Origin of the sequence: Azospirillum sp. A23 (genome assembly GCF_042938965.1) — a bacterium.
Classification (GTDB): Bacteria; Pseudomonadota; Alphaproteobacteria; order Azospirillales; family Azospirillaceae; genus Azospirillum; species Azospirillum melinis.
This window is the reverse complement of the sequence record NZ_CP170663.1, coordinates 1,021,982-1,042,897: the sequence shown is the minus strand read 5'-3', so window position 1 is coordinate 1,042,897 and position 20,916 is coordinate 1,021,982. Positions and strand designations below refer to the sequence as shown.

The following is a 20,916-nucleotide window of genomic DNA, read 5'->3' as shown; positions in this document are numbered from 1 at the left end:
GATCAACAAGGCCGCCATGACCGGACGGCCACATAAGGAGGAAACACGATGAAGCACCGCCTCACCGCGACCGCCGCCGGCCTGTTCCTGACGCTGGCTGCCATGACCACCATGACCTCGACGGCGGCACTGGCCGCCGGCACCACCGTCGGCGTGTCCTGGTCCAACTTCCAGGAGGAGCGCTGGAAGACCGACGAGGCGGCGATCAAGGCCGTGATCGAGAAGGCGGGCGGCAAATACCTGTCGGCCGACGCCCAGTCCTCGCCGGCCAAGCAGCTGTCGGACATCGAATCGCTGATCTCGCGCGGCGCCAACGCGCTGATCATCCTGGCCCAGGACAGCGACGCCATCCGCCCGGCGGTGGAGAAGGCGGCGGCGGAAGGCATCCCGGTCGTCGGCTATGACCGGCTGATCGAGATCCCGTCGGCCTTCTACATCACCTTCGACAACAAGGAGGTCGGCCGGCTCCAGGCGCGCAGCGTCTTCGCGATGAAGCCCAAGGGCAACTACGCCTTCATCAAGGGCAGCTCGACCGATCCCAACGCCGACTTCCTGTTCGCCGGCCAGATGGAGGTGCTGAAGGCCGCGATGGACCGCGGCGACGTGAAGAATGTCGGCGAGGCCTACACCGACAAGTGGCTGCCGGCCATCGCCCAGCAGAACATGGAGCAGATCCTGACCAAGAACGGCAACAAGGTCGATGCCGTGGTCGCCTCCAACGACGGCACCGCAGGTGGTGCGGTCGCGGCGCTGGCGGCGCAGGGTCTTGCCGGGACCGTGCCGGTGTCGGGCCAGGACGGCGACAAGGCGGCGCTGAACCGCATCGCGCTCGGCACCCAGACGGTGTCGGTCTGGAAGGACGCCCGTGAGCTTGGCCGCCGCGCCGCCGAGATCGCCATGGATCTGGCGGGCGGCAAGAAGATGACCGACATCTCCGGTGCCACGACCTTCGACGGCGGTCCGAAGAAGCAGAAGATGACCTCGCTGTTCCTCACCCCCATCGCCATCACCAAGGACAACCTCGGCCAGGTGATCGACGCCGGCTGGGTGACCAAGGACGTGGTTTGCCAGGGTGTGAAGCCCGGCAGCGTCAAGGCCTGCAACTGATGGCGGAGCCGTCCACCACGCTGTCCCCGGCGCCCCCTGCGGAAGCGCCGGCCGGACGGCGGGCCGGCATCGGCGACGCCCTGCGCGCGCTGGAGCTGGACACCCGCATGGTCGGGATGATCGGGGCGCTGGCCATCGTCTGGATCGGCTTCGACATCCTGACCGGTGGCGCCTTCCTGACCCCGCGCAACCTGTGGAACCTGTCGGTGCAGACCGCGTCCGTCGGCGTGATGGCGACGGGCATGGTGCTGGTCATCGTCACCCGCAACATCGACCTGTCGGTGGGCTCCATCCTGGGCTTCACCGGCATGGTGGTCGGCGTGCTCCAGGCACGATTCCTGCCGGAGATCTGGGGATTCGACAATCCACTGACCTGGGTGGTGGCGGTGCTGGCGGCGGTTGCCGTCGGCGGGGCGGTCGGGGCGGTGCAGGGCGCCATCATCGCCTATCTCGGCGTGTCGTCCTTCATCGTCACGCTGGGCGGTCTGCTGGTCTGGCGCGGGGCGGCGTGGTGGGTGACCACCGGCCAGACGGTGGCGCCGATGGACGGCCTGTTCAAACGGCTGGGCGGCGGGTTCGAGGGCGCCATCGGCGCCGGGCCGAGCTGGATGGTCGGCATCGCCGCCGTCCTGCTCTCGGTCGCCGCCATCCTGGTGACGCGGCGGCGCCGGGCCGGCTTCGGCTTTCCCGTCCGGCCCTTGTGGGCGGAGGGGGTGGTGATCCTGCTGGTCGCCGCCGCCATCGTCGGCGCCGTGCTCGTGGTCAACGCCTATCCGCTTCCCGTCCCGGTGGTGCGCCGGATGATGGAGGCGCAAGGGCTTTCCACCGACGGCGGGCTTCCCTTCGTCGCCCACGGCTTCGCCATCCCGGTGCTGATCGCGGTGGCGGTGGGGGTGGGGATGACCTTCCTGTCGCGGCGCACCCGCTTCGGCCGCTACGTCTTCGCCATCGGCGGCAATCCGGAGGCGGCGGAACTGTCGGGCATCAACACCCGCCGGGTGATGGTGATGGTGTTCGGGCTGATGGGCGCGCTGTGCGGCCTGTCCGCCTGCATCGCCACCGCCCGGCTGAACGCCGCCACCAACGCCAACGGCACGCTGGACGAGCTGTACGTCATCGCCGCGGCGATCATCGGCGGCACCTCGATGGCCGGCGGCGTCGGCACCATCCTCGGCGCGATGCTGGGCGCCATGGTGATGCAGTCGCTGCAATCCGGCATGGTGCTGCTGGGGGTGGACGCGCCGATGCAGAACATCGTCGTCGGCCTCGTCCTGGTCGCCGCGGTCTATGTCGACACGCTCTATCGCAGGGGGCTCAAATGACCGCTCTCGCAACGGCAGTCCCGGCGGCAGCCCCGCTGGTGGAGATGCGCGACGTCTCCATCGCCTTCGGCGGCATCAAGGCGGTGGACGGCGTCAGCATCGACCTCTACCCCGGCGAGGTGGTCGGGCTGCTCGGCCACAACGGCGCCGGCAAATCGACCCTGATCAAGATTCTGTCGGGCGCCTATGCCGCCGACCATGGTGAGATCCGGGTGAACGGCGAGCCGGTCCACATCACCAGCCCGCGCGACGCCAAGCGCTGCGGCATCGAAACGATCTACCAGACGCTGGCTCTGGCCGACAATGTCGATGCCGCCGCCAACATCTTCCTCGGCCGCGAGAAACTGACCGCCTGGGGTACGCTGGACGACCACGCGATGGAAGCGGAGGCGCGCAAGGTGATGGGCCGCCTCAACCCGCATTTCCGCCGCTTCAAGGAGCCGGTGAAGGCGCTGTCCGGCGGCCAGCGCCAGTCGGTCGCCATCGCCCGCGCCATCCATTTCGACGCCCGCGTCCTGATCATGGACGAACCGACCGCGGCGCTCGGCCCCGCCGAGACCCGTCAGGTCGGCGAGCTGGTGAAGCAGCTGAAGCAGGAGGGTATCGGCATCTTCCTGATCTCCCACGACATCCACGACGTGTTCGATCTGGCCGACCGCATCCATGTGATGAAGAACGGCAAGCTGGTCGGCACCGCCCGCGTCTCCGACGTGACGCAGGACGAGGTGCTGGGCATGATCATCCTCGGCAAATGCCCGCCGGGAGCGGTTCCCGGACCGGGCGCCACCGCCTGACCGTTCAGGCCGCGCGCTCCGCAGCGGTCTTGGCGAGAAACGCGCGGGCGACCTTCGAACCCGGCTCGCGGCCAAGCTCGCGCGAGATGAAGTCTGCGGCGGCCACCACCGCCGCAAGATCGACGCCGCTCCGGATGCCGAGCCCGTCCAGCAGATAGACGACATCCTCGGTCGCGACGTTGCCGCTCGCGCCCTTGGCATAGGGGCAGCCGCCGAGCCCGGCGACGGCGCCGTCCACCACGGCGACGCCCAATTCGAGACAGGCATGGATGTTGACCAGCGCCTGTCCCCAGGTGTCGTGGAAATGGACCGCCAGCCGCTTCACCGGTACCCGTTCGGCGACGGCGCGGACCATCTCCTGGGCGGCGGCGGGCGTGCCGACGCCGATGGTGTCGCCGAGCGAGATCTCGTAGCAGCCGAGCGCCGACAGGCGCTGCGCCACCTCCGCCACCGCCGACGGGGCGACCGCGCCCTCATAGGGGCAGCCGAGCGCGCAGGACACATAGCCGCGGACCCGGATGCCGTTGCGCGCCGCCGCCGCGACGACCGGAGCGAAGCGGTCGAGGCTCTCCGCGACCGAACAGTTGATGTTGCGGCGGGAGAAGCTTTCCGAGGCTGCGGCGAACACCGCGATCTCCCCGGCCTGCGCGGCCAGCGCCGCGTCGAAGCCGGTCATGTTGGGGACCAGTACCGGATAGGAGACGCCCGGCAGGCGCCGGATGCCGGCGAGAACCGCGGCGCTGTCCGCCATCTGCGGCACCCATTTGGGCGAGACGAAGCTGCCGGCTTCGATGGTCTTCAGCCCGGCGGCGCCGAGCCGGTCGATCAGCGCGATCTTCGCGGCGGCGGACACCGGCTGTTTTTCGTTCTGAAGACCGTCGCGCGAGCCGACCTCGACGATGCGGACAGATGCGGGCATAGGCATGGAAACTCCCGTTTCTTGACGGAATGGCGCAAGGACCGGCGATCCCGTGCGGTCACGGGATCGCCGGTCCTTGCGAAGGCAGGGGGCGAAGACAGGTCCGGCGTCAGACGCCGATCAGTTTGGTCAGGGCGGGAACCGTCAGGACTGCGGTGTAATAGCCCATGAACTGGACGCCGGTGTTGAAGCCCAGCGTCCGGTAGAGCAGACCGCCGATCAGACCGATGGCGAGGATCACCAGCAGGCCCATCAGCCCGCCTTCCCACACCCCGATCACCAGGATCAGCCCGGAGAAGGTGGCGATGATCGCCTCATGGCTCAGGCGGCGGGCGACGAAGGCCGCGGCGCTGCGGGCATAGTTCATGGCGAAGGGGTAGGAGACCAGCGCCGCCAGCGCGACCGCCAGCAGCCCATAGCCGAGGAACTCCCAGTTCGTCAGCAGATTGTGCAGGTTGTTGACCTGCCCGGTGGCGGCATCGACGCTGAAACGCGGCGGCGCGTTGAACAGCGGGGCGGCCGGACCGGCGGCGACGGGGCTCAGCGGCAGGCCGAAGGCGATCAGCGGGATCAGCGCCTCGGCGATGTAGGTCGATTCCGTGACGCCGTTGCGTGCGGTCAGCACAGTGGTCATGCGGTGGTAGACATGGCGGACCCGCGAGCCGACCACCTCGCCCAGCAGCACGGTCATGGCGACCGGGCTGAAGACGAAGGTCGCGCTGGACACCGCCGCGGTGCCGAGCGTCCAGCGGACCTGCGAGGCGTCCAGCACCTTGAAGGGGTTCGGGAAATAGCCGCCCCAGCTCTTCACGTCCGGGGCCAGCGCGAAGCTGCGGACGCGGTCGCGCTCGATCCGCTTGCGGTCAGCCGGCGACAGGACGGAGAAGAGATCGGCCACCAGCGGCCCGATGGCGATGCCGAGGAAATAGCTGATGCTCAGCTTCACCCCGAACTTGGCGGTCAGCCCCTGCAGGGCCACGATCACCAGCACGAAGGGGAACAGGGCGACAACCGACGCCCAGCGTCCGGCCGAGAAATAGGCGATGGCGACGGCCGCCGCGACGAAGATCCAGGGGGCCGCCTTGGTGATCGACGGCCCGAAGGGCGCCAGCAGGACGGCGAACAGCACCGCCAGCGGCACGGCGACGAAGGCGGCGATGATGGCGCCCGATACCATCTTGCGCAGGGCGATGTGCGGAACGCCGAGGTTGCGCAGCACGCCCGCCTGCTGCATCAGCGGAATCGCCATGGTGTCGCCGGGAATGCCGAGGAGCGCCGTCGGCACCGCGTGGGTCATGTGCTTGGCGACCGCGCTGGCGAGGAAGAAGGTGAAGACGCCGGCCGGCGGCACGCCGAGCAGGACGACCAGCAGCGTCAGCGGCGCGATGGTGGTCGTTTCGTCGGTGCCGGACACCAGCCCGATGCCGGCGAACAGCACGGCGCCGACCAGCCCCATGCCCGCGGCCCAGAGAAAGTCAACCAAGAGAGAATTGGAAAGAAGAAGTTCCATCACGCCCGCGCCTCCCGCGCCGCCGGTTCCGAACGATGGGTGCCGGGACGAAGCTCTTGCCCGTTCCGGGACGCCGCAGCCGCTTCCCGCTCTTCCGCCGCGAACAGGTCGTAGAGTCCCATTTCCTTCAACTCGGCGACCGCCGCCGGGGGCAGGTCGGCAAGCCGGCCGAAGCCGCCCGGCTCGGCCCGCAGCTCGGCCATCAGCGTTTCCCGCCAGGCCGGATCGGCGGCACGGTCGACCACCTCGCGCTTGGGCGGGAACAGGCGGGCGCACAGCGCGCCGGCCACCAGGCAGCCGGCCAGCCCGACCAGCATGGAATAGGCGCGCGCCATCTCCGGCGCGGCGACGAGGCCGGCCAGGATGCGGTTGGCCAGCAGGAAGGCACCCAGGCTGATGGCGCAGCCGATGGCCATCGCCAAGCCGAGATGGACGCTGTCGACCGTATCGCCCCAGACCTCTATCAATCGTCCCGTCTTCATTGCGTTTCCTCTTTCATGGGGCGGGAGCCCCGGTCATGGGGGCTCCCTGCCGGGTCCTTGAATGGACCTTTGAACGGACCTGCGCGGTCGATGCCCCGCCTATCGGTTGGCCTATTGGGCGGCCGCGCGCATGTCCTCCAGGACCGCCTGGGCGACGTCCTGGCGGACGGTGCCGCGCTCCACCAGGATGCGGGCGACGCGGTCGATCTCACCGCCGACCGCACCCGCCATCATGGCGATGTTCTGGGCGTGCAGCGCCATGTGGCCCTTCTGGATGCCGGTGGTCGCCAGCGCCTTCAGCGCCGAGAAGTTCTGCGCCAGACCGACCGCGGCGATGATGCGGGCCAGCCGCTCGGCGCTGGCGACGCCCAGGATCTTCAGGCAGGCCTGCGCCGTCGGGTGGGCCTTGGTGGCGCCGCCGATCAGCCCGACCGCCATCGGCAGTTCGATCGACCCGCTGAGATCGCCGTTGGCGGTGACCTCGAACCGGGTCAGGCTGCGGTAGCGGCCGTCGCGGGCGGCATAGGCATGGGCGCCGGCCTCCACCGCGCGGGTGTCGTTGCCGGTGGCCAGCACGACGGCGCTGACGCCGTTCATGATGCCCTTGTTGTGGGTGGCGGCACGGTAGGGATCGGCGTCGGCGAACTGATAGGCGCTGACGATGCCGTCGCGCACCGCCTCGCCGCCGATCTGGTCGAGAGTCCACACCGCGTGCGCCCGCGCCAGGCGGCGGTCGGCAAGGTTGGACAGGATGCGCAGATAGACCCGGCCGCCGGTCCACTCGGCGATGTGGGGAGCCAGCTTTTCCGCCATGCTGTTGACGGCGTTGGCGCCCATGGCGTCGCGGGTGTCGACGATCAGGTGCGTGATCAGCATCGGCCCGCCCTGGCTGTCGATCACCCGCACCTCGACGTCGCGGAAGCCGCCGCCGAATTTCAGCAGGATGGGGTCGCAGCCGTCGCACACCGCCTTGATCTCGTCGCGCCGGCCGAGGATGCGCAGGCGCGCCGCATGGGGATCGGCGACGCCGATGGCCTGGATTTGGGCGATCATCAGCGTGCCGGACATCGAGCTGGTGAAGCCGCCGGCGTCATAGCATTGCCGCGCCGCGTTGCAGACCGCGGCGACGACCGACGATTCCTCCGTCGCCATCGGAATCAGCAGAATCCTCGCCATCGACCTTCATGTTGGTCGCGATGCCGAGCGGGATGTTCATCGAGCCGACGACGTTCTCGACCAGCCGGTCGGCGAGGTCGAGATCCAGATTGCCGGTGTTGGAAAGCGTCGCCGCGGCCGCGCCGTCGAGACCGGCGAATTCGGAAACGATCGCCAGCCGCTCCGTCGGCGACTTCTTGTGGAATCCGGAGATGCGGGAGCTGCGGTGTGGGTTGGACATTGCTGAACCTTGCTGTCTTGCCGGGCCGTCTGCGGAACAGAGGGCATGGAACCGTCCCCGGACGCCTTGGAGGGGCGTCCGCCGAAGGGGACGGTCGGTGTGGATATGAGGGTACGGCGTTCCCGGCGGAGTGCTGCGGGAACGCCGTTCGCAGGCGGAATGATCAGTGATACAAAGGGACAGATCAAGGGACAGTTTGCCGGAATCTCCGGGACACTGTCCCAGAGATTCTGCTGGGACACTCCAATGAAAGGCCGGCTGCCGGATGACGCGCGAGATGACCAGGGTGGCGAGCATCGTCGACAGGATCACCGGCCTGATCGGCGACGGGCTGCTGAAACCGGGGGAGCGGCTGCTGTCGGTCCGGGCCGGCGCCGTCGAGCACGGCGTCTCCAAGAACACGATGGCGGAGGCGTATGACAGGCTGGTGGCGCTGGGCTATCTGGAGGCCAAGCAGGGCTCCGGATATTACGTCGCGCGCGTGCGCCGGGCTTCGGCCGAACAGCAGCCGGCCCATGTCGCCGAGGCGGTGGATTTCGTCTCGCTCCTGCGCGAGCAACTGGTGCAGAGCTACGCCGTGCGCATCGGCGACGGCCGGCCGCCGCCCAGCTGGATGGAGCGGTTCGAGATCGGCAGCGCCCCGCGCTTCATGGCGGCGGTGCGCGGACTGGCGTCGGAACACGGCTACGGCTCCCCCTGGGGCTTCCTGCCGCTGCGGGAAAGGCTGGCGCTGACGCTGGGCGAACGTTCGATCAAGGCGTCACCCGACCAGATCCTGCTGACCCAGGGCGCCAACCATGCGCTCGACCTCGTCGCCCGCCAGATGCTGGAGCCGGGAGACACGGTGCTGGTCGACAGCCCCGGCTATTATCCGCTGTTCGGCAAGCTGCGGCTGTCGCGCATCGCCATCGTCGGCGTGCAGCGCCGCCAGGACGGCCCGGACCTCGACGATCTCGCCGCCAAGGCCGCCGCCCACAAGCCCAAGCTGTTCTTCACCCAGTCGCTTGCCCACAACCCGACCGGCGGCTCGATCACGCCGGCCGTCGCCCACCGCCTGCTGCAGGTCGCCGGCCAGCACGGCTTCTATGTGGTGGAGGACGATCCCTTCGCCGACGTCCTGCCGGCCGCCAGCCCGCGGCTCGCCGCACTCGACCAGTTGGACCGGGTGATCTATGTCGGCACCTTTTCCAAGACGCTGTCGGCCAGCCTGCGCGTCGGCTATGTGGCGGCGAAGCGTCCGCTGATCGACCGGCTGTGCGACGTCAAGATGCTGACCATCGTCAGCACCTCCGATTACGTCGAGCGGATCGTCTACGGCTTCATCGCGTCCGGCCATTATCTGCGCCACCTGCGCCGGCTGAAGACGCGGATCGAGGACCATGCCGACAAGGCGATGCTGGCGCTGGGCCGCATCGGGGTGCGGCTGCCGCCCGCCGCCTCGGGAAGCTATTACCTGTGGGGCGAGCTGCCCGGACACATCGACGAGCTGGGCATGACCCACCGGGCGGCGGAGCGCGGCATCTTCCTGGCGCCCGGCAGCCTGTTCATGCCGGTGAAAACGCCGACCGCACCCGCCATGCGGATCAACATCGCCTATGCCGACGATCCGCGCTTCACCGATTTCCTGGCGGAGGAGCTTCGCGCCTGACGCCTCCTCCTATTGCGGCCTCCTTACTGCGGCGAGCGCGCCTGCCACAGCAGGAACTGCTCGAACAGCTTCTCCGCCTGCTGGGGCGACACCCCGCGCTGCTCGACGAAGGTCCGGAACTCTTCCTTCCTGGCGGCGGCGGTCTGCGGCTCCTTCGCCGCCGACGCCTGACGCAGCCACTGCTCGGCCGGCGCGAACCGGGTCCAGCCCGGCACGTCGGCCGCCAGATTGACCTCCTTCCATTTCGGATGGCGCGGCGGCTTCAGGAACTCGTCGAACTTGCTGAAAAAGGCATCGACGAAGCGGGCGACCTTGCGGTGCCGCTCCAGGTCGCGCTCCCAGCCATAGACCGCCATCACCGCCCCGACCGCCACGGTGTCGACCTGCTCGCCGGGTTTGATCAGCCCGTCATAGTCGGCGCTGGTCAGGCGCGAGGGCAGATAGGTGTCGAGCAGCGCGGCGCTCATCGGGATCGACAGGAAATGCAGCCCGTCACCCGCCTTCAGGTCGCGGAACAGCCGGGTCGGCTTGCCGGCGACATAGGCCATCGCCGCGATCTCCCCCTTGCGCAGCTTTTCCAAAGCCAGCGCCTGGTCGTTCGCCTGCGGCTCCACCCGGATGCCCAGCATGTCGAACACCAGCGAGGCGGTCATCGAGGTCCCGCTTCCCTGGACATCGACATTGACCTTGCGGCCGGCCAGATCCTCGATCCGCGTCACGTCGGGTCCGGCGAGGATGTGCAGTTCCTCGTTGTAGAGCTTGGCGATGTATTTGATGCGCCGGTCGAGATTGGGCAGAAGCCGTTCGCGCTTGGCATAGGCCAGCACGTCCGACTGCACGATGCCGACATCGATGCCCTTCAGCAGCACCACGTCCTTCAGGTTCTGGACCGAGCCCTTGCCCAGCATCGGGAGGACGCGCAGCGTGTCGCCGTCGTCCAGCACCGACGCCAGATCGGCGGCGATGCGCACATAGGTCCCCTCGACCCCGCCCGACACGATGCCGACGGTGCCGCTGTTGGCATTGACGCCGCGTGGATCGGCGGCCGACGCCGTGCCGGCGAGGCCGAACACTCCGCCGACGATGCAGGCTCCCACCGTAAGCATGCGGCCGAGCGCAGACATACGGACGAACGATGCCTTCATGATGCTTTTCCCCCTCGATGGCTCCGTCTGAGCCGGCTATCTGGATTTTCCGGCGAGCCAGTCGGTCAGTTTCTTCAGTTGCAGTTCGGCATCCCCGCTGCCGGCGGCGACCGCCCGCCGGTACCATGCGGCGGCCTGCTCCGGATCGGGCGGCAGGCCGCGGACATGCAGCCGCTCGTGCACCAGCGGATCGTGGGTCCGGCCGAGCGCGAGAGCCGCCTTCGCATTGCCGGTTTCGGCGACCATCTGGTAATAGAGCCGCGCGCCCGCCAGATCGCCCTGGGCGAACAGGTCGTCGCCCCGCTTCATCAGCGCCGCCTCCGGAATGTTGGACGGCAGCTTGGCCGGTTTGTGCACCACCTCCTCCCGCTTCTCCGCCCGCGGCGGCTCCGGCGGAGGAGCGGCCACCGCCGGAACGGCGGCGAGGGCGACGGTGGCTGGCGGGGAAGCGGCCTTGGCGGCGATCTGCGGCTCCGGCGGCGGCGGAGGGGCGGCAACCGTCTGAGCGGCTGGCGGGACCTCGGCCGGCGGTGGGTCGGCCGTTGTCGCGGGGGGTGGCGCGGCGGAAGCGGCCTTCTGCTCCGGCACCGGGGCCGACACCGGGTCGGATGTCGCGCCGGCTGGCGCCTCGGCGACCGCCGGTTCGCTTTGCTGCGGCCCCTGCGCTTGCGGCTCCGACGGCACAGGCGGGGAGGAACTTCCGGACACCGCCGGTTCCGCCATGTCCGGCTTTGCCGCCTCCTCCACGACCTGCGCCGGGCTTCCCTGCGACGAGCCCCCCTGTGCCGGCGCCGGAGGGTCGACAGCGGAGTTGGAGGCTGCGTCGGCGACCGCAACGGTGTCGGAGACCGGCACCGCCAGCATCACCGCCTGTCTGGCGATCACGCCGCCGCCGTGATCGGTCACCGCCGTGATGTGCAAAGTCAGCGGAGCGACGGTTTCGGGCGGCACACTCAGGGTCAGGTCGGACAGTTCCTCCTGCGGCACTTTCCAGGCCCCGTCGCTGTTCCGCTGGCCCCGCGACAGGCTGGCACCGTCGGGCAGATTGTCGATCAGCACGAAGGTGATCGCCTCGTACTGCGGGTTCGGCTGGCCGTAGGGAGAGGTGACGACGATGGACAGCGGGATCGGCTGCCCCGGCATGCCGCCCGACGTCTGGGCGGCGACGAAGGGCATCAGCCGCCAGTCGGTCGTTGCCTCGCCCGATTTCGGCAGAACCGTCGTATGGGTGGCAACGGTGTCGACCTGCCGGCTGTTGCCATGCGGCTTCTCGCGCACGACAAGCCAGGAGTCGAGCGTGCTGTCAGCCCCGCCATCCTCGCCCGAAGCCTCCCCGGCCGCCAGCAGGCAACAGCCGTCGAACCGCCCGGTCACGCCGTCAAGTTGCACCGGCAGCGCCAGAACCGTCAGCACGGCAAAGCAGGGGCGGACGGTGCTTGAGCCTGGGAGTAAGGACTGGCCCGCGTCCCCTTCGCGGCGGCGATGCAGAAAATCGGCACGGGATAGGAAACGGCGCAGAAAACGGGGCTGCGTTTCGCGCATGACGGCATCCTCCCAGACAAAGCCCCGCAGACTCCGCCTCATGGCGGATCGAATTTGGGACTTTTGAAAGACATGCGGCGATGATTTACGCCGTCGGTTATTTCGAATTATTTATTATCTTACCGATCTCTCGGGATCGTTTTATTTTAAGAGACAACCGGAGAAAAACAACCATCCCGTAGAGGGCGTTTCCCGTTTTGCGGCAAAGAGAGGATTACTTCGTAATCTTCGGATCCGCATCGGGCGGAGAGGTTCCGAACCCGGCCGCGGCATCGGCCGCCGGAACGGGGTGCCACCACCGGTCGAGGCCGCACCCCGTCTTGTGAAGAAACAGACCCTTGTAAAAAAGCGGAAGAAGCGGATCAGCGCACCCTGGCCGGGTTTCCCATCACCGTGGCGCCGGCCGGCACGTCGCGCGTCACCACGCTTCCGGCACCGACGATGGCGTCGTCGCCGATGGTGACGCCGGGAAGGATCAGCGCAGCGCCGCCGATCCAGACATTGCGGCCGATGTGGATGGGCCGGCCGAACTCCAGACCGGCCTCGCGGGTGGCGAAGTCGCGCGGATGGTCGGCGGTCAGGATCTGGACGCCCGGCCCGATCTGCGTCCTGTCGCCAATGGTCACCGCGACGACGTCCAGGATGACGCAGTTGAAGTTGAGGAACACCCCGGCGCCGAGGCTGATGTTGTAGCCGTAGTCGCAATGGAAGGGCGGGCGGATGACCGCTCCGTCGCCCACCGCGGCGAACCGCTCCAGCAGCAGCTTGCGCCGGTCGCCGGGCGGCAGGGCGAGTGCGGCGTTGTAGCGGACCATCCACTCTTTGGCGGCGGCCTGATCCGCCTGGATTTCCGGGGCCGAGGCGTCATAGAGATCGCCGGCCAGCATCTTTTCCTTTTCGCTGCGTCCATCGGACGTCTGCATCGCTCATCTCCCAAGTCGCATGCCCGTCTGCGGTTGTCCGCCGGGGCCGAGCGATTAGAGCAGATGTCGACCGGCCATGCGCCGACGCTTGAGGATGACTCGCACCGTCGAACTTCGCGGCACGTCGGCAAGCCGCTCGACCAGGGCGCGCCTCGGTGCGCGCCATTCCCACAAGGCACCGCATACCTATGCTTGTATGCATCTTGTTATTATATCCTTAAAAATGCATCTTTCTCTTGAGAACAACCTGCAGCGCAATTAACGTCCCCCTCATGCGCGCACTCAGCACAACCTCACGGGCGAGTGCGCGCGTTTATGCTCCCCGGTCATGTGCAGGAGGATTCAGCGATGAAAAAACGGTTTGGTCTGGCGTTCGCTTTTGCCGTCGGCCTGTCGGGTCTGTTCGCAACCGCGGCGTCGGCGGCGACTTATGTCTGCGCATCCGAAACCAACTGCGATAATTATACTCCGATCACGGCGACGCAATTGGCACTGACCGCGCCCGATACGAAGATCACCGTCCAAATGGCGCTGCAGCAATCAGCGGACGAGTCGATCAAGAATGGCTACAACAGCGTCGCGAAGACCGACCTTGGCATTACCAAATGGTGGCACAAGGGCGGCAGCACGACGCTCGACCAGACCTATTATCACATCACCGTCAGAATCTACAAAGACAACAAGTGGACCAAAGCCTGCCACGCTTATGCCCTCAACATCGGCACGAGCACGCCAAAATATCAGGCGACTTGCCAGTAACTGCTCAATCGTCTTTGGTCACTTGAACAGGACGGCAATGGTCGCAACTGCGGCCCCGCCCGCCGATCGAGGGCAAGCGTAAAGCCCAATGCGTCAGGCCTTACGCTCGACAGTGTCAGCCTTCGCCCTGGCCGTTGCGCGCGCCCAGCAGCGTGCTGCGGCGGCGTCGCAGCTCGACGCTCTGGCCGGGGGAGATCGGCAGGAACTCCTTCGGTCGTTCGTCGCTACCGGCGATGGCGCGGAAGGTGGCGGCGTTCGCCTCCTGCACGACGTTGCCGCGGCGGACCTGATCGAGGAATTTCTGGCTCGGCATCATGATGTATTCGATGTCGTTGATGCGCCGGCCATCCTTCGACACCGTCTTCTCGACCTGATCGAGGATGCCTTCCTCGACCAGCGAATCGACGGCGGAGGTCACGGTGCGCAGCGTGTCGCGCCGCCGGCTCCACTCGTTCATGCCGCTGTTGTTGATGATGTCGTCGGCCGACAGCGTCATCGGCGGCACATCGTGAACGCCGTCGGGCAGGCGGCTGAGGTCGAGGTCGCCATATTCGATGGACAACCGGTTATAAAGCCAGCGCGCCACCGGACTCTTCAGCCGCATGATCCACTGATAGGAGATCGGCTTGAATTCCAGGTTGCGGATGGCCGAGGCGACCAGCGCGTTGAACTCCAGATAGGTGTCGTTCTCGTCCTCCTCCCCGCCTTCGCCGGTGCGCGGACGGATGTAGAGGGTGGGGAAGACCGAGGATTCCAGAACCGGCCGCGCCGACTTGCGCCCGTTCTCCGGCATCTTGCTGATGATCATCCGGGTACGGGCGAGGATCTCCAGCGCCTCGCGGATCTCCGCCGTGTCCATGGTGCGGTTGACCGCGCGCAGCTCCCGCCGGATCTCGTAGAGCGAGAAATGCACGCGCACGCGGTCCTGCTTGTCGCCCATCAGCGACAGGCGCGAGCGGTCCATGGCGAGGCGGCGCACCACCTGCTCGACGATCTGCTCGCGCTCCGACGGGAACACCTCATACTCGACCATGCGCTTTTCCGCCGGATCCTCGCCGGGGCCGGGCTTGGCCGGGCGGTAGATGCGGGCGGGCTGCAAGGTCAGCGAGAACAGGGCGTCCTTGAAGGGAAACTCCTTGTGGACCGACTGGACGAACGCGTTGGCGGCCGGCAGTTCCGGCTCGGTCCCCCGGCCCTTCGACACGAACACGAATCGCGGTGCCGTGTCGTAAAGCGCGATCATATGGGACTGACTGCGGTCCTCCATCTCGAACAGAGTCAGCTGGACCGCGTTCGCCTTGCTCATGCCTCATCCCTCCTCGCCACAGGCCACGATAGGGGCTCGTGTCGGACGGAGGCAACCGGCGGAGAGGACTGAAGCCCGAAGTCTGTGTCCCATTTGACCGCGCTTGTGTAGGAACAGGCCGCGCCTGTGTCCCGAATGCTCGCGGTTGAACCGGAGCGCCTCTGCCCAACGCCGCCGGATTGGTCCCGACCGCCGCGAATCGCGGGCGGAACGACGAAGCGCGGGCATTCGGGACACAGACTCGGGTTCGCCGCTTCCACCGCGCCGCAGCGACGAAGCGCGGGCAAATGGGACAGCCCGGGACACGGCTGACGCCAAACGCGAGCATTCAGGACACAAGCCAAGCCGCCCAGCGTGTGACGGACCGCCCAACCGCGGGCAAATGGGACCGAATCCCCTCTCCCCCCGCCGCAAGCTTGGCTTACGGCGCCGACAGGCGAAGCACAGCTTCGCCGAAAGGCGGGAGAGGGTCAGGGTGAGGGGGATGCACGGCGAGGATTCTCGGGAAAGCGCGCGGCGGCTCCCCTGACCAATTCCCTTTCCATGAATTTTATCGAACAATCACAATACCTTATTGCAGCCATTGACCCACTACACCCCGCAAGCTCAGCCCAACGACAGTCCGCCCGCCGAACCGCGAGCAAGTGGGACAACCTGTCCAGGGGACCGGCGGCGCGAATCCGGCGAAGCGCGGGCAAACGGGATCGGATCCGATTCGCAGCGCTGGCGCGACCAAAGCCGACCGAACCGCGGGCAAAGACGACAGGGTCGCGGGCCGATGGGACAGAATCGCGGGCCAACGGGACACAAACGACTCTGTCCCATTTGCCCGCGATTCGACGGCCGTCACGACCGGCGGAATCCTTGCCCGCAAGTTCACCGGCCGTCCGGCAGCCTCACCCACCGGCACCCGGCCGTTTCCCATGCCTTGCGGAGTTTCCCCATGTCGTCCAAATCGTCGCCATCCACATCGCCCCCATCCGACGGGCACCCTCTCGACACCCGCCGATGGGGCCGGATTCCCGCCTGGTGGCTCGACCATCCCGGCCTGGAGGCCGACGGTTTCGCCGTCCTGGCGGCGCTCGCCACCTTCGCCGACGACAGCGGCCTGTGCTGGCCGTCGCAATCGACGCTGGCCGCCAAGCTCAAGCGGTCGCGCCCGACCGTCAACCGCATCATCCAGGCATTGAGCGACCTTGGGCTGGTCGGCATCGAACATCGCCGCGGCCGCGACGGCGCCCGCCTGTCCTGCCTCTACCGCCTGCGCTTCACCCCGCTGGACGGCAGCGGGCCGGATGCGGAACAGCGGGATGCCGCCACGGATCGCCCTGTTCCGGCGGCCGACAGGGATGACTCCGCCACGCACAGCCCCTGTCCGCCGGCGAGTCAGGAACAGGTCCAATTCAAACAGATTCCGGACTCGCTCGCTTCGGGCGAGCACACGGGGACACAGGCGGGCACGGAAGCGGGCGCTCAGTCACGACCGCAGGAGGTTCCGGAAGGCTGGATGCCGACCGCCGACGATCTCGCCTGGGCCAGGGCCCGCCATGCCGAGATCGACCTTGGCCGCCATGTCGAGGGCTTCATCCTGCGCTGCCGGGCCCATGGCTACCGTTACCGCGACGTCTCCTCGGCCTGGAGGGCATGGCTGTCGCAGGACGCCGCCGTCGGCAAGGCTCCCACCCTCTCCGGCAACCGCCCGGCCTTCGCCGCACCCGCCCACAAATCGGTCATGACCGAACAGCGCCTCGGTGCCTGGAGTGCAGCCGCCGACGAACTGCGCCGGCGCTCCGCCACCGCTCCCACCCCCACTCCCGCTTGGCGATGAAGGGACGACCGATGACCGCAAGACCCGGAAGCGCCGCCCCCGGTAGGGCGACAGTCACCGCTTTGTCGCGGCCCCACCTTCCGACCTCGCCGGCCGCCGCCTTCGACCCGACCCTGCCTGCGCCCCAGCGCCGGATTCCGGCTGACCGCCGCGCTGCCACCGCCGCTTCAGGAGCTGTTGGCCCAGGGCCGCACCGACCGGCGCCCGCGCTTCGGCGAGGATGGCTTCGACGGCATGATCGAACAGTGGTTTCCCCCGGCAGGCGTCACCGCCGCGCAGGCGTCGCTTGCCCGCCAGACCCTGGAGGATCTGTCCGGGACCGTGCTTGCCCCGGCCGACAGCGACCATCTGCTGGGCCGCGTGCTGACCCTGCTCAGCCATTTCCCGGCCAAGGGTCTGTCGCCCGAGGTCGAGCGCATGATGGCGCTCGACTGGGCCGAGGATCTGGGGGAATACCCGGCCTGGGTGATCGACGCCGCCGCCCGCCACTGGCGCCGCAGCCGGAAATGGCGCCCCTCCATCGCCGAGATGCGCGCCCTGTGCGAGGAACTCTGCGCCCCGGAACGCGCCCTGGCCGACCGGCTGCAAGCCCTTGCCGACGCTGCGCCGCGCGGAGCGGCGGCGCCGGATCCGCGGGCCCAGGATCCGCGGGCATTGGCGATGGGAGCGCTGCGCCGCATGGGCCAGATAGGATGACCCCGGCCGCAATCGGCTTGCGGTGGAAGCGCCGGATCCGCGGTCCATATTAAGCGGCCCGTCCGCTTCCTCATGCCGACCGATGCCCGACACCTCCGCTCCGATGCCGCCGTCCGCCGCCCGTTTCGGCTGGTGCTGCCAGTATGTTCCGCCCGATGGCGACGCCGGACTTGCCAGGCGCATGAATCCAGGCACCGTCACCATCGCGACGTTGAGCAGGCTGAGCCCGGCCCGTGCCGAGGAAAAGCTGACGGAGGTCCTGCGCCGCAACCTCCAGGCCCTGCATCTGCAACTGGACGAGGTCGCCCGGCATCCGGCCTACCGCCGCCTGCTGCGCGTCAACAGCGGGTTACTGCCGGCCTATACGCACGAGGTCGGACGGCCGCTCTACCGCCAGCCCGGTGTCCAGGCGCTGGTGCGGAGCGGGCTGGAGCATGCCGGCCGCAAGGCGATGGCGGCGGACATCCGCATCGGGCTGCACCCGGACCAGTATTGCGTGCTGAACAGCGCCAACCCCTCCACCCTCGACAATGCGGTGGCGGAGCTGGAGTACCATGCCGACATCCTGCGGATGATGGGGCTGACCGGCGGCTGGCACTCGCGGGGCGCCCACGTCAACATCCATGGCGGCGGGCGCGGCGAGGGGATCGCCGGCTTCCGCCGCGGTTATGCCCTGCTGTCGGAGGAGGCGCGCAATCTGCTGACGGTCGAGAACGACGAGATGTCCTTCGGCCTGGACGACCTGCTGCCGCTGGCCGACAGTGTGCCCATCGTGCTCGACCTCCACCACCATTGGGTCCGCACGCAAGGGCAGTATCTGCGTCCCGACGATCCGCGCATCGCCGTGGTCGCCGGCTCCTGGCGCGGGGTGCGGCCGGTCGCCCACATCAGCGTGTCGCGCGAGGATCTGCTGGCCGACTGGCCGCCCGACAGCCTGCCGGACTATGCGGTCCTGGCGGCGCGCGGGCTTACGACCAGGGATCTGCGCGCGCACTCCCAGCGCATGTGGAACCATGCCGTCAACCGGCTGGTGGCGGAGCATCTCTCCTGGGCCGATTTCGAGGTGGAGGCCAAGGCCAAGAACCTCGCCGTCGACGATCTGGAGCAGGACGCCCTGCTGAGCGGCGCCATCTCCGCCCCGGCCTCCGCCGGCCCCTGATCGCCGGCCCCGATCGCCAGCCTTGACCCACGGTTGCACTCAACTACTCTGTTGCCGACGAAGGACGAGAGGTCGAGGGTGTGACGTGGCAGACGATGACCGGGCCGATGACCGGGACAAAAACCTGGGAGTTCTGTCGCAGTTGCAGGCGATGCTGGATACCGTGCCCGACGGGGTCGTCATCATCGACGACCGCGGAGGGATCAAGTCGTTCAACCCCGCCTGCGAACGGCTGTTCGGCTGGACCGCGGCGGAGGTGGTCGGCCGCAACGTCAACATCCTGATGCCCGCCCCCTATCGGGAGGAGCATGACGGCTATCTGGAGCGCTATCACCGCACCGGAGAGCGCCGGATCATCGGCATCGGCCGCGAGGTGACCGGCCAGCGCAAGGACGGCTCCTGCTTCCCGATGGATTTGTCGGTGGGGGAGGCGAGCCAGGACGGCCCGCCGGTCTATATCGGCATCATCCGCGACCTGACGGCATCCAGGCAGGCCGAGGCTGCGCTGCGCGAGCGCGAGGCGCGGCTGGCCTCGATCCTCCAGACGGTGCCGGAAGCGATCATCGTCATCGACGAGAAAGGGCTGATCGAATCCTTCAGCCCGGCGGCCGAACGGCTGTTCGGCTATGCGGCGGCGGAGGTGGCCGGGCGCAACATCAGCATGCTGATGCCGTCCCCCTACCGCGAGCAGCATGACGGCTATCTGGAGCGCTACGGGCGGACGGGCGAGCGCCGCATCATCGGCATCGGCCGCATCGTGTCGGGCCAGCGGCGCGACGGCTCGGTCTTCCCGATGGAACTGGCGGTGGGGGAGGTGCTGCTCGCCGGCCGGCGCTGCTTCACCGGCTTCGTCCGCGACCTGACCGAGCGGCAGGCCACCGAGCGGCGCTTGCAGGAACTCCAGTCGGAGCTTCTGCATGTCAGCCGGGTCAGCGCCATGGGCCAGATGGCCTCGACGCTGGCCCACGAGCTGAACCAGCCGCTGACCGCCGTCATCAACTACGCCAAGGCCGCCAAGCGCCTGATGGAACGCCCGGAAACGGTGTCCAAGGCGATGGACATGGTCGACAAGGCGAGCGCCCAGGCCACCCGCGCCGGCCAGATCATCCGCCACCTGCGCAGCTTCATCGAGAAGGGCAAGACCCACCGCTCCGTCGAATCCCTCAACAAGGTGGTGGAGGAGGCGAGCGCGCTCGCCCTCGTCGGCGCCAAGGAGCGCGGCCTGCATGTCCGTTTCGACTTCGAGCCGGCCGACCCGCAGGTGCTGATCGACAAGGTGCAGGTCCAGCAGGTGATCCTCAACCTCGTCCGCAACGCCATCGAAGCGATGGGCGGCGCGCCGGGCGGGCAGCGGGTGCTGACCGTCCGCACCGGCCCCGAGCCGGCGGACGGCGGTTTCCGCCGCGTCTCCGTCACCGACAGCGGCCCCGGCGTGCCGGAGACGGTGCGCGCCCAGCTGTTCCAGCCCTTCGTCACCACCAAGAGCAGCGGCATGGGGCTTGGCCTGTCGATCTGCCGTTCGATCATCGAAGCCCATGGCGGCCGCCTGTGGCTGGAGCCGGCTGCCGAATCGCTCTCCGAACCGCCGGCCGAGCCGCCATCCACCGGCGCCACCTTCGCCTTCACCGTCCCCCTTTCGACTTCCCTGTCCGCAGCGGATGCCGACGATGCCCGCTGACGCCAGGCCCGATGCCGTATCCGACATGACCGCCGACCTCACCGTCTTCATCGTCGACGACGACGACGCCATCCGCGATTCCCTTCAGGTCCTGCTGGAATGCGCCGGCTTCCGGGCGGAAAGCTTCGCCACCCCGCTCGGCTTCCTGGAGTCCGACGCGCCGTCGCGGCCGGGCTGCCTGCTGGTCGATGTCCGCATGCCGCAGATGAGCGGCCTCGACGTTCAGGAACGGCTGACCCGCGACGGCCACGCCATCCCGGTGGTGGTGATGACCGGCCATGGCGACGTGCCGCTCGCCGTCCGCGCCATGAAGGCCGGGGCGGTCGATTTCGTCGAGAAGCCGTTCGAGGAGGAGGCGCTGCTCGCCGCCGTCCGCTCCGCCCTGGCCCGCGCGGCGGACAGCCGGACGGCGCAGGATCCCCCGCCGGCCGCGGCCCCGGAACAGCCGGCCCCCCCGCCGGCCGCCTCCGCCCCGCCGGAGGTGCTGGCCCGCCTGTCGGCCCTGACGCCGCGCGAACTCGACGTGCTGCGCTGGCTGGTGGCCGGAAAGTCGAACAAGGTCATCGCCTTCGAGCTGTCGATCAGCCCGCGCACCGTGGAAATCCACCGCGCGCGGGTGATGGAGAAGATGCAGGCCGACAGCCTGCCCACTCTGGTCCGCATGGCGATTGCCGCCGGTGTCGTGCCCGGAGGGGGCTGATC

At 68.3% G+C, this 20,916-nt stretch carries 17 protein-coding genes and 1 pseudogene; 10 read left to right on the top strand and 8 right to left on the bottom strand.

All coding sequences use genetic code 11. The features are described 5' to 3' along the window. Window positions 1–102: 102 nt before the first annotated feature. Genes xylF through ABNQ40_RS04490 form a run of 3 tightly spaced genes read left to right on the top strand, consistent with a single transcriptional unit; the run spans window position 103 to window position 3,223 of the window. Window positions 103–1,107, top strand: a complete 1,005-nt coding sequence (gene xylF, locus ABNQ40_RS04500; RefSeq protein ID WP_109491080.1) for a D-xylose ABC transporter substrate-binding protein — start codon at window positions 103–105, stop codon at window positions 1,105–1,107. After that, the gene (locus ABNQ40_RS04495; RefSeq protein WP_109051025.1) at window positions 1,107–2,429 is read left to right on the top strand and encodes a sugar ABC transporter permease; all 1,323 of its coding nucleotides are present in this window, start codon (window positions 1,107–1,109) and stop codon (window positions 2,427–2,429) included. Before xylF ends, ABNQ40_RS04495 begins: the two co-directional genes overlap by 1 nt. Further along, window positions 2,426–3,223, top strand: coding sequence for an ATP-binding cassette domain-containing protein (locus tag ABNQ40_RS04490; RefSeq protein ID WP_109051026.1), 798 nt, complete (start codon window positions 2,426–2,428; stop codon window positions 3,221–3,223). The genes ABNQ40_RS04495 and ABNQ40_RS04490 overlap by 4 nt, the downstream gene beginning before the upstream one ends. Before the next feature lie 4 nt (window positions 3,224–3,227). Here ABNQ40_RS04490 and ABNQ40_RS04485 read toward each other — a convergent pair whose 3' ends face one another. The 4 genes and pseudogenes from ABNQ40_RS04485 to ABNQ40_RS04470 form a co-directional block, all read right to left on the bottom strand. Further along, window positions 3,228–4,148 (bottom strand): hydroxymethylglutaryl-CoA lyase, encoded by a 921-nt coding sequence (locus ABNQ40_RS04485; protein WP_109051027.1) that lies wholly within the window; start codon window positions 4,146–4,148, stop codon window positions 3,228–3,230. 103 nt (window positions 4,149–4,251) lie between these two features. After that, entirely contained in the window at window positions 4,252–5,652 is a 1,401-nt protein-coding gene (locus ABNQ40_RS04480) for a tripartite tricarboxylate transporter permease (protein ID WP_109051028.1), read from the bottom strand. Next, entirely contained in the window at window positions 5,652–6,134 is a 483-nt protein-coding gene (locus ABNQ40_RS04475) for a hypothetical protein (protein WP_199235378.1), read from the bottom strand. Before ABNQ40_RS04475 ends, ABNQ40_RS04480 begins: the two co-directional genes overlap by 1 nt. 111 nt (window positions 6,135–6,245) lie before the next feature. Continuing rightward, a pseudogene (locus ABNQ40_RS04470) lies at window positions 6,246–7,530 on the bottom strand (hydroxymethylglutaryl-CoA reductase, degradative). A 277-nt stretch (window positions 7,531–7,807) separates the two neighbouring features. On the opposite strand from ABNQ40_RS04470, the gene ABNQ40_RS04465 reads away from it, so the two are divergent. Beyond that, complete coding sequence (locus ABNQ40_RS04465; RefSeq protein WP_109491081.1) at window positions 7,808–9,178, top strand: PLP-dependent aminotransferase family protein; 1,371 nt, start codon at window positions 7,808–7,810, stop codon at window positions 9,176–9,178. A gap of 23 nt (window positions 9,179–9,201) precedes the next feature. Here ABNQ40_RS04465 and ABNQ40_RS04460 read toward each other — a convergent pair whose 3' ends face one another. The 3 genes from ABNQ40_RS04460 to ABNQ40_RS04450 all read right to left on the bottom strand — a co-directional run bounded on the left by ABNQ40_RS04460 (window position 9,202) and on the right by ABNQ40_RS04450 (window position 12,788). Further along, window positions 9,202–10,323, bottom strand: coding sequence for a TAXI family TRAP transporter solute-binding subunit (locus tag ABNQ40_RS04460; RefSeq protein ID WP_247879930.1), 1,122 nt, complete (start codon window positions 10,321–10,323; stop codon window positions 9,202–9,204). A gap of 36 nt (window positions 10,324–10,359) precedes the next feature. Further along, a complete protein-coding gene (locus ABNQ40_RS04455; RefSeq protein ID WP_109051030.1) occupies window positions 10,360–11,865 on the bottom strand; it encodes a sel1 repeat family protein in 1,506 nt (501 codons plus the stop codon). 362 nt (window positions 11,866–12,227) lie between these two features. Next, a complete protein-coding gene (locus ABNQ40_RS04450; RefSeq protein WP_109051031.1) occupies window positions 12,228–12,788 on the bottom strand; it encodes a sugar O-acetyltransferase in 561 nt (186 codons plus the stop codon). A 348-nt stretch (window positions 12,789–13,136) separates the two neighbouring features. Here ABNQ40_RS04450 and ABNQ40_RS04445 point away from each other — a divergent pair, with 348 nt between their 5' ends. Further along, on the top strand, window positions 13,137–13,547 hold the full coding sequence (locus ABNQ40_RS04445; protein WP_391345621.1) for a hypothetical protein: 411 nt from the start codon (window positions 13,137–13,139) through the stop codon (window positions 13,545–13,547). A 115-nt stretch (window positions 13,548–13,662) separates the two neighbouring features. On the opposite strand, the gene ABNQ40_RS04440 is transcribed toward ABNQ40_RS04445, so the two are convergent. Beyond that, entirely contained in the window at window positions 13,663–14,853 is a 1,191-nt protein-coding gene (locus tag ABNQ40_RS04440; protein WP_109051033.1) for a plasmid replication protein, read from the bottom strand. 943 nt (window positions 14,854–15,796) lie between these two features. On the opposite strand from ABNQ40_RS04440, the gene ABNQ40_RS04435 reads away from it, so the two are divergent. The 5 genes from ABNQ40_RS04435 (at window position 15,797) to ABNQ40_RS04415 (ending at window position 20,914) form a co-directional block, all read left to right on the top strand. Continuing rightward, complete coding sequence (locus tag ABNQ40_RS04435; RefSeq protein WP_391345620.1) at window positions 15,797–16,681, top strand: helix-turn-helix domain-containing protein; 885 nt, start codon at window positions 15,797–15,799, stop codon at window positions 16,679–16,681. Window positions 16,682–16,858: 177 nt separating this feature from the next. Then, on the top strand, window positions 16,859–17,377 hold the full coding sequence (locus ABNQ40_RS04430; protein WP_391345618.1) for a hypothetical protein: 519 nt from the start codon (window positions 16,859–16,861) through the stop codon (window positions 17,375–17,377). A gap of 82 nt (window positions 17,378–17,459) precedes the next feature. After that, a complete protein-coding gene (locus ABNQ40_RS04425; protein WP_391345616.1) occupies window positions 17,460–18,536 on the top strand; it encodes a UV damage endonuclease UvsE in 1,077 nt (358 codons plus the stop codon). Window positions 18,537–18,687: 151 nt separating this feature from the next. Beyond that, window positions 18,688–20,214, top strand: a complete 1,527-nt coding sequence (locus ABNQ40_RS04420) for a PAS domain S-box protein (protein WP_391345725.1) — start codon at window positions 18,688–18,690, stop codon at window positions 20,212–20,214. Beyond that, window positions 20,204–20,914 carry a response regulator transcription factor gene (locus ABNQ40_RS04415; RefSeq protein ID WP_247879935.1) on the top strand — a complete coding sequence of 237 codons (711 nt, stop codon included), beginning with the start codon at window positions 20,204–20,206 and terminating at the stop codon, window positions 20,912–20,914. The genes ABNQ40_RS04420 and ABNQ40_RS04415 overlap by 11 nt, the downstream gene beginning before the upstream one ends. Window positions 20,915–20,916: the final 2 nt, after the last annotated feature.

Excerpts from the sequence above, each read along its gene's own strand:
- ABNQ40_RS04445 (WP_391345621.1), top strand. The coding sequence starts at position 13,137 with ATGAAAAAACGGTTTGGTCTGGCGTTCGCTTTTGCCGTCGGCCTGTCG.
- ABNQ40_RS04455 (WP_109051030.1), bottom strand. The coding sequence starts at position 11,865 with ATGCGCGAAACGCAGCCCCGTTTTCTGCGCCGTTTCCTATCCCGTGCC.
- ABNQ40_RS04485 (WP_109051027.1), bottom strand. The coding sequence starts at position 4,148 with ATGCCTATGCCCGCATCTGTCCGCATCGTCGAGGTCGGCTCGCGCGAC.
- ABNQ40_RS04495 (WP_109051025.1), top strand. The coding sequence starts at position 1,107 with ATGGCGGAGCCGTCCACCACGCTGTCCCCGGCGCCCCCTGCGGAAGCG.
- ABNQ40_RS04475 (WP_199235378.1), bottom strand. The coding sequence starts at position 6,134 with ATGAAGACGGGACGATTGATAGAGGTCTGGGGCGATACGGTCGACAGC.
- ABNQ40_RS04490 (WP_109051026.1), top strand. The coding sequence starts at position 2,426 with ATGACCGCTCTCGCAACGGCAGTCCCGGCGGCAGCCCCGCTGGTGGAG.
- xylF (WP_109491080.1), top strand. The coding sequence starts at position 103 with ATGACCACCATGACCTCGACGGCGGCACTGGCCGCCGGCACCACCGTC.
- ABNQ40_RS04415 (WP_247879935.1), top strand. The coding sequence starts at position 20,204 with ATGCCCGCTGACGCCAGGCCCGATGCCGTATCCGACATGACCGCCGAC.
- ABNQ40_RS04450 (WP_109051031.1), bottom strand. The coding sequence starts at position 12,788 with ATGCAGACGTCCGATGGACGCAGCGAAAAGGAAAAGATGCTGGCCGGC.
- ABNQ40_RS04435 (WP_391345620.1), top strand. The coding sequence starts at position 15,797 with ATGTCGTCCAAATCGTCGCCATCCACATCGCCCCCATCCGACGGGCAC.
- ABNQ40_RS04420 (WP_391345725.1), top strand. The coding sequence starts at position 18,688 with ATGCTGGATACCGTGCCCGACGGGGTCGTCATCATCGACGACCGCGGA.
- ABNQ40_RS04480 (WP_109051028.1), bottom strand. The coding sequence starts at position 5,652 with ATGGAACTTCTTCTTTCCAATTCTCTCTTGGTTGACTTTCTCTGGGCC.
- ABNQ40_RS04425 (WP_391345616.1), top strand. The coding sequence starts at position 17,460 with ATGCCCGACACCTCCGCTCCGATGCCGCCGTCCGCCGCCCGTTTCGGC.
- ABNQ40_RS04460 (WP_247879930.1), bottom strand. The coding sequence starts at position 10,323 with ATGAAGGCATCGTTCGTCCGTATGTCTGCGCTCGGCCGCATGCTTACG.
- ABNQ40_RS04440 (WP_109051033.1), bottom strand. The coding sequence starts at position 14,853 with ATGAGCAAGGCGAACGCGGTCCAGCTGACTCTGTTCGAGATGGAGGAC.
- ABNQ40_RS04465 (WP_109491081.1), top strand. The coding sequence starts at position 7,808 with ATGACCAGGGTGGCGAGCATCGTCGACAGGATCACCGGCCTGATCGGC.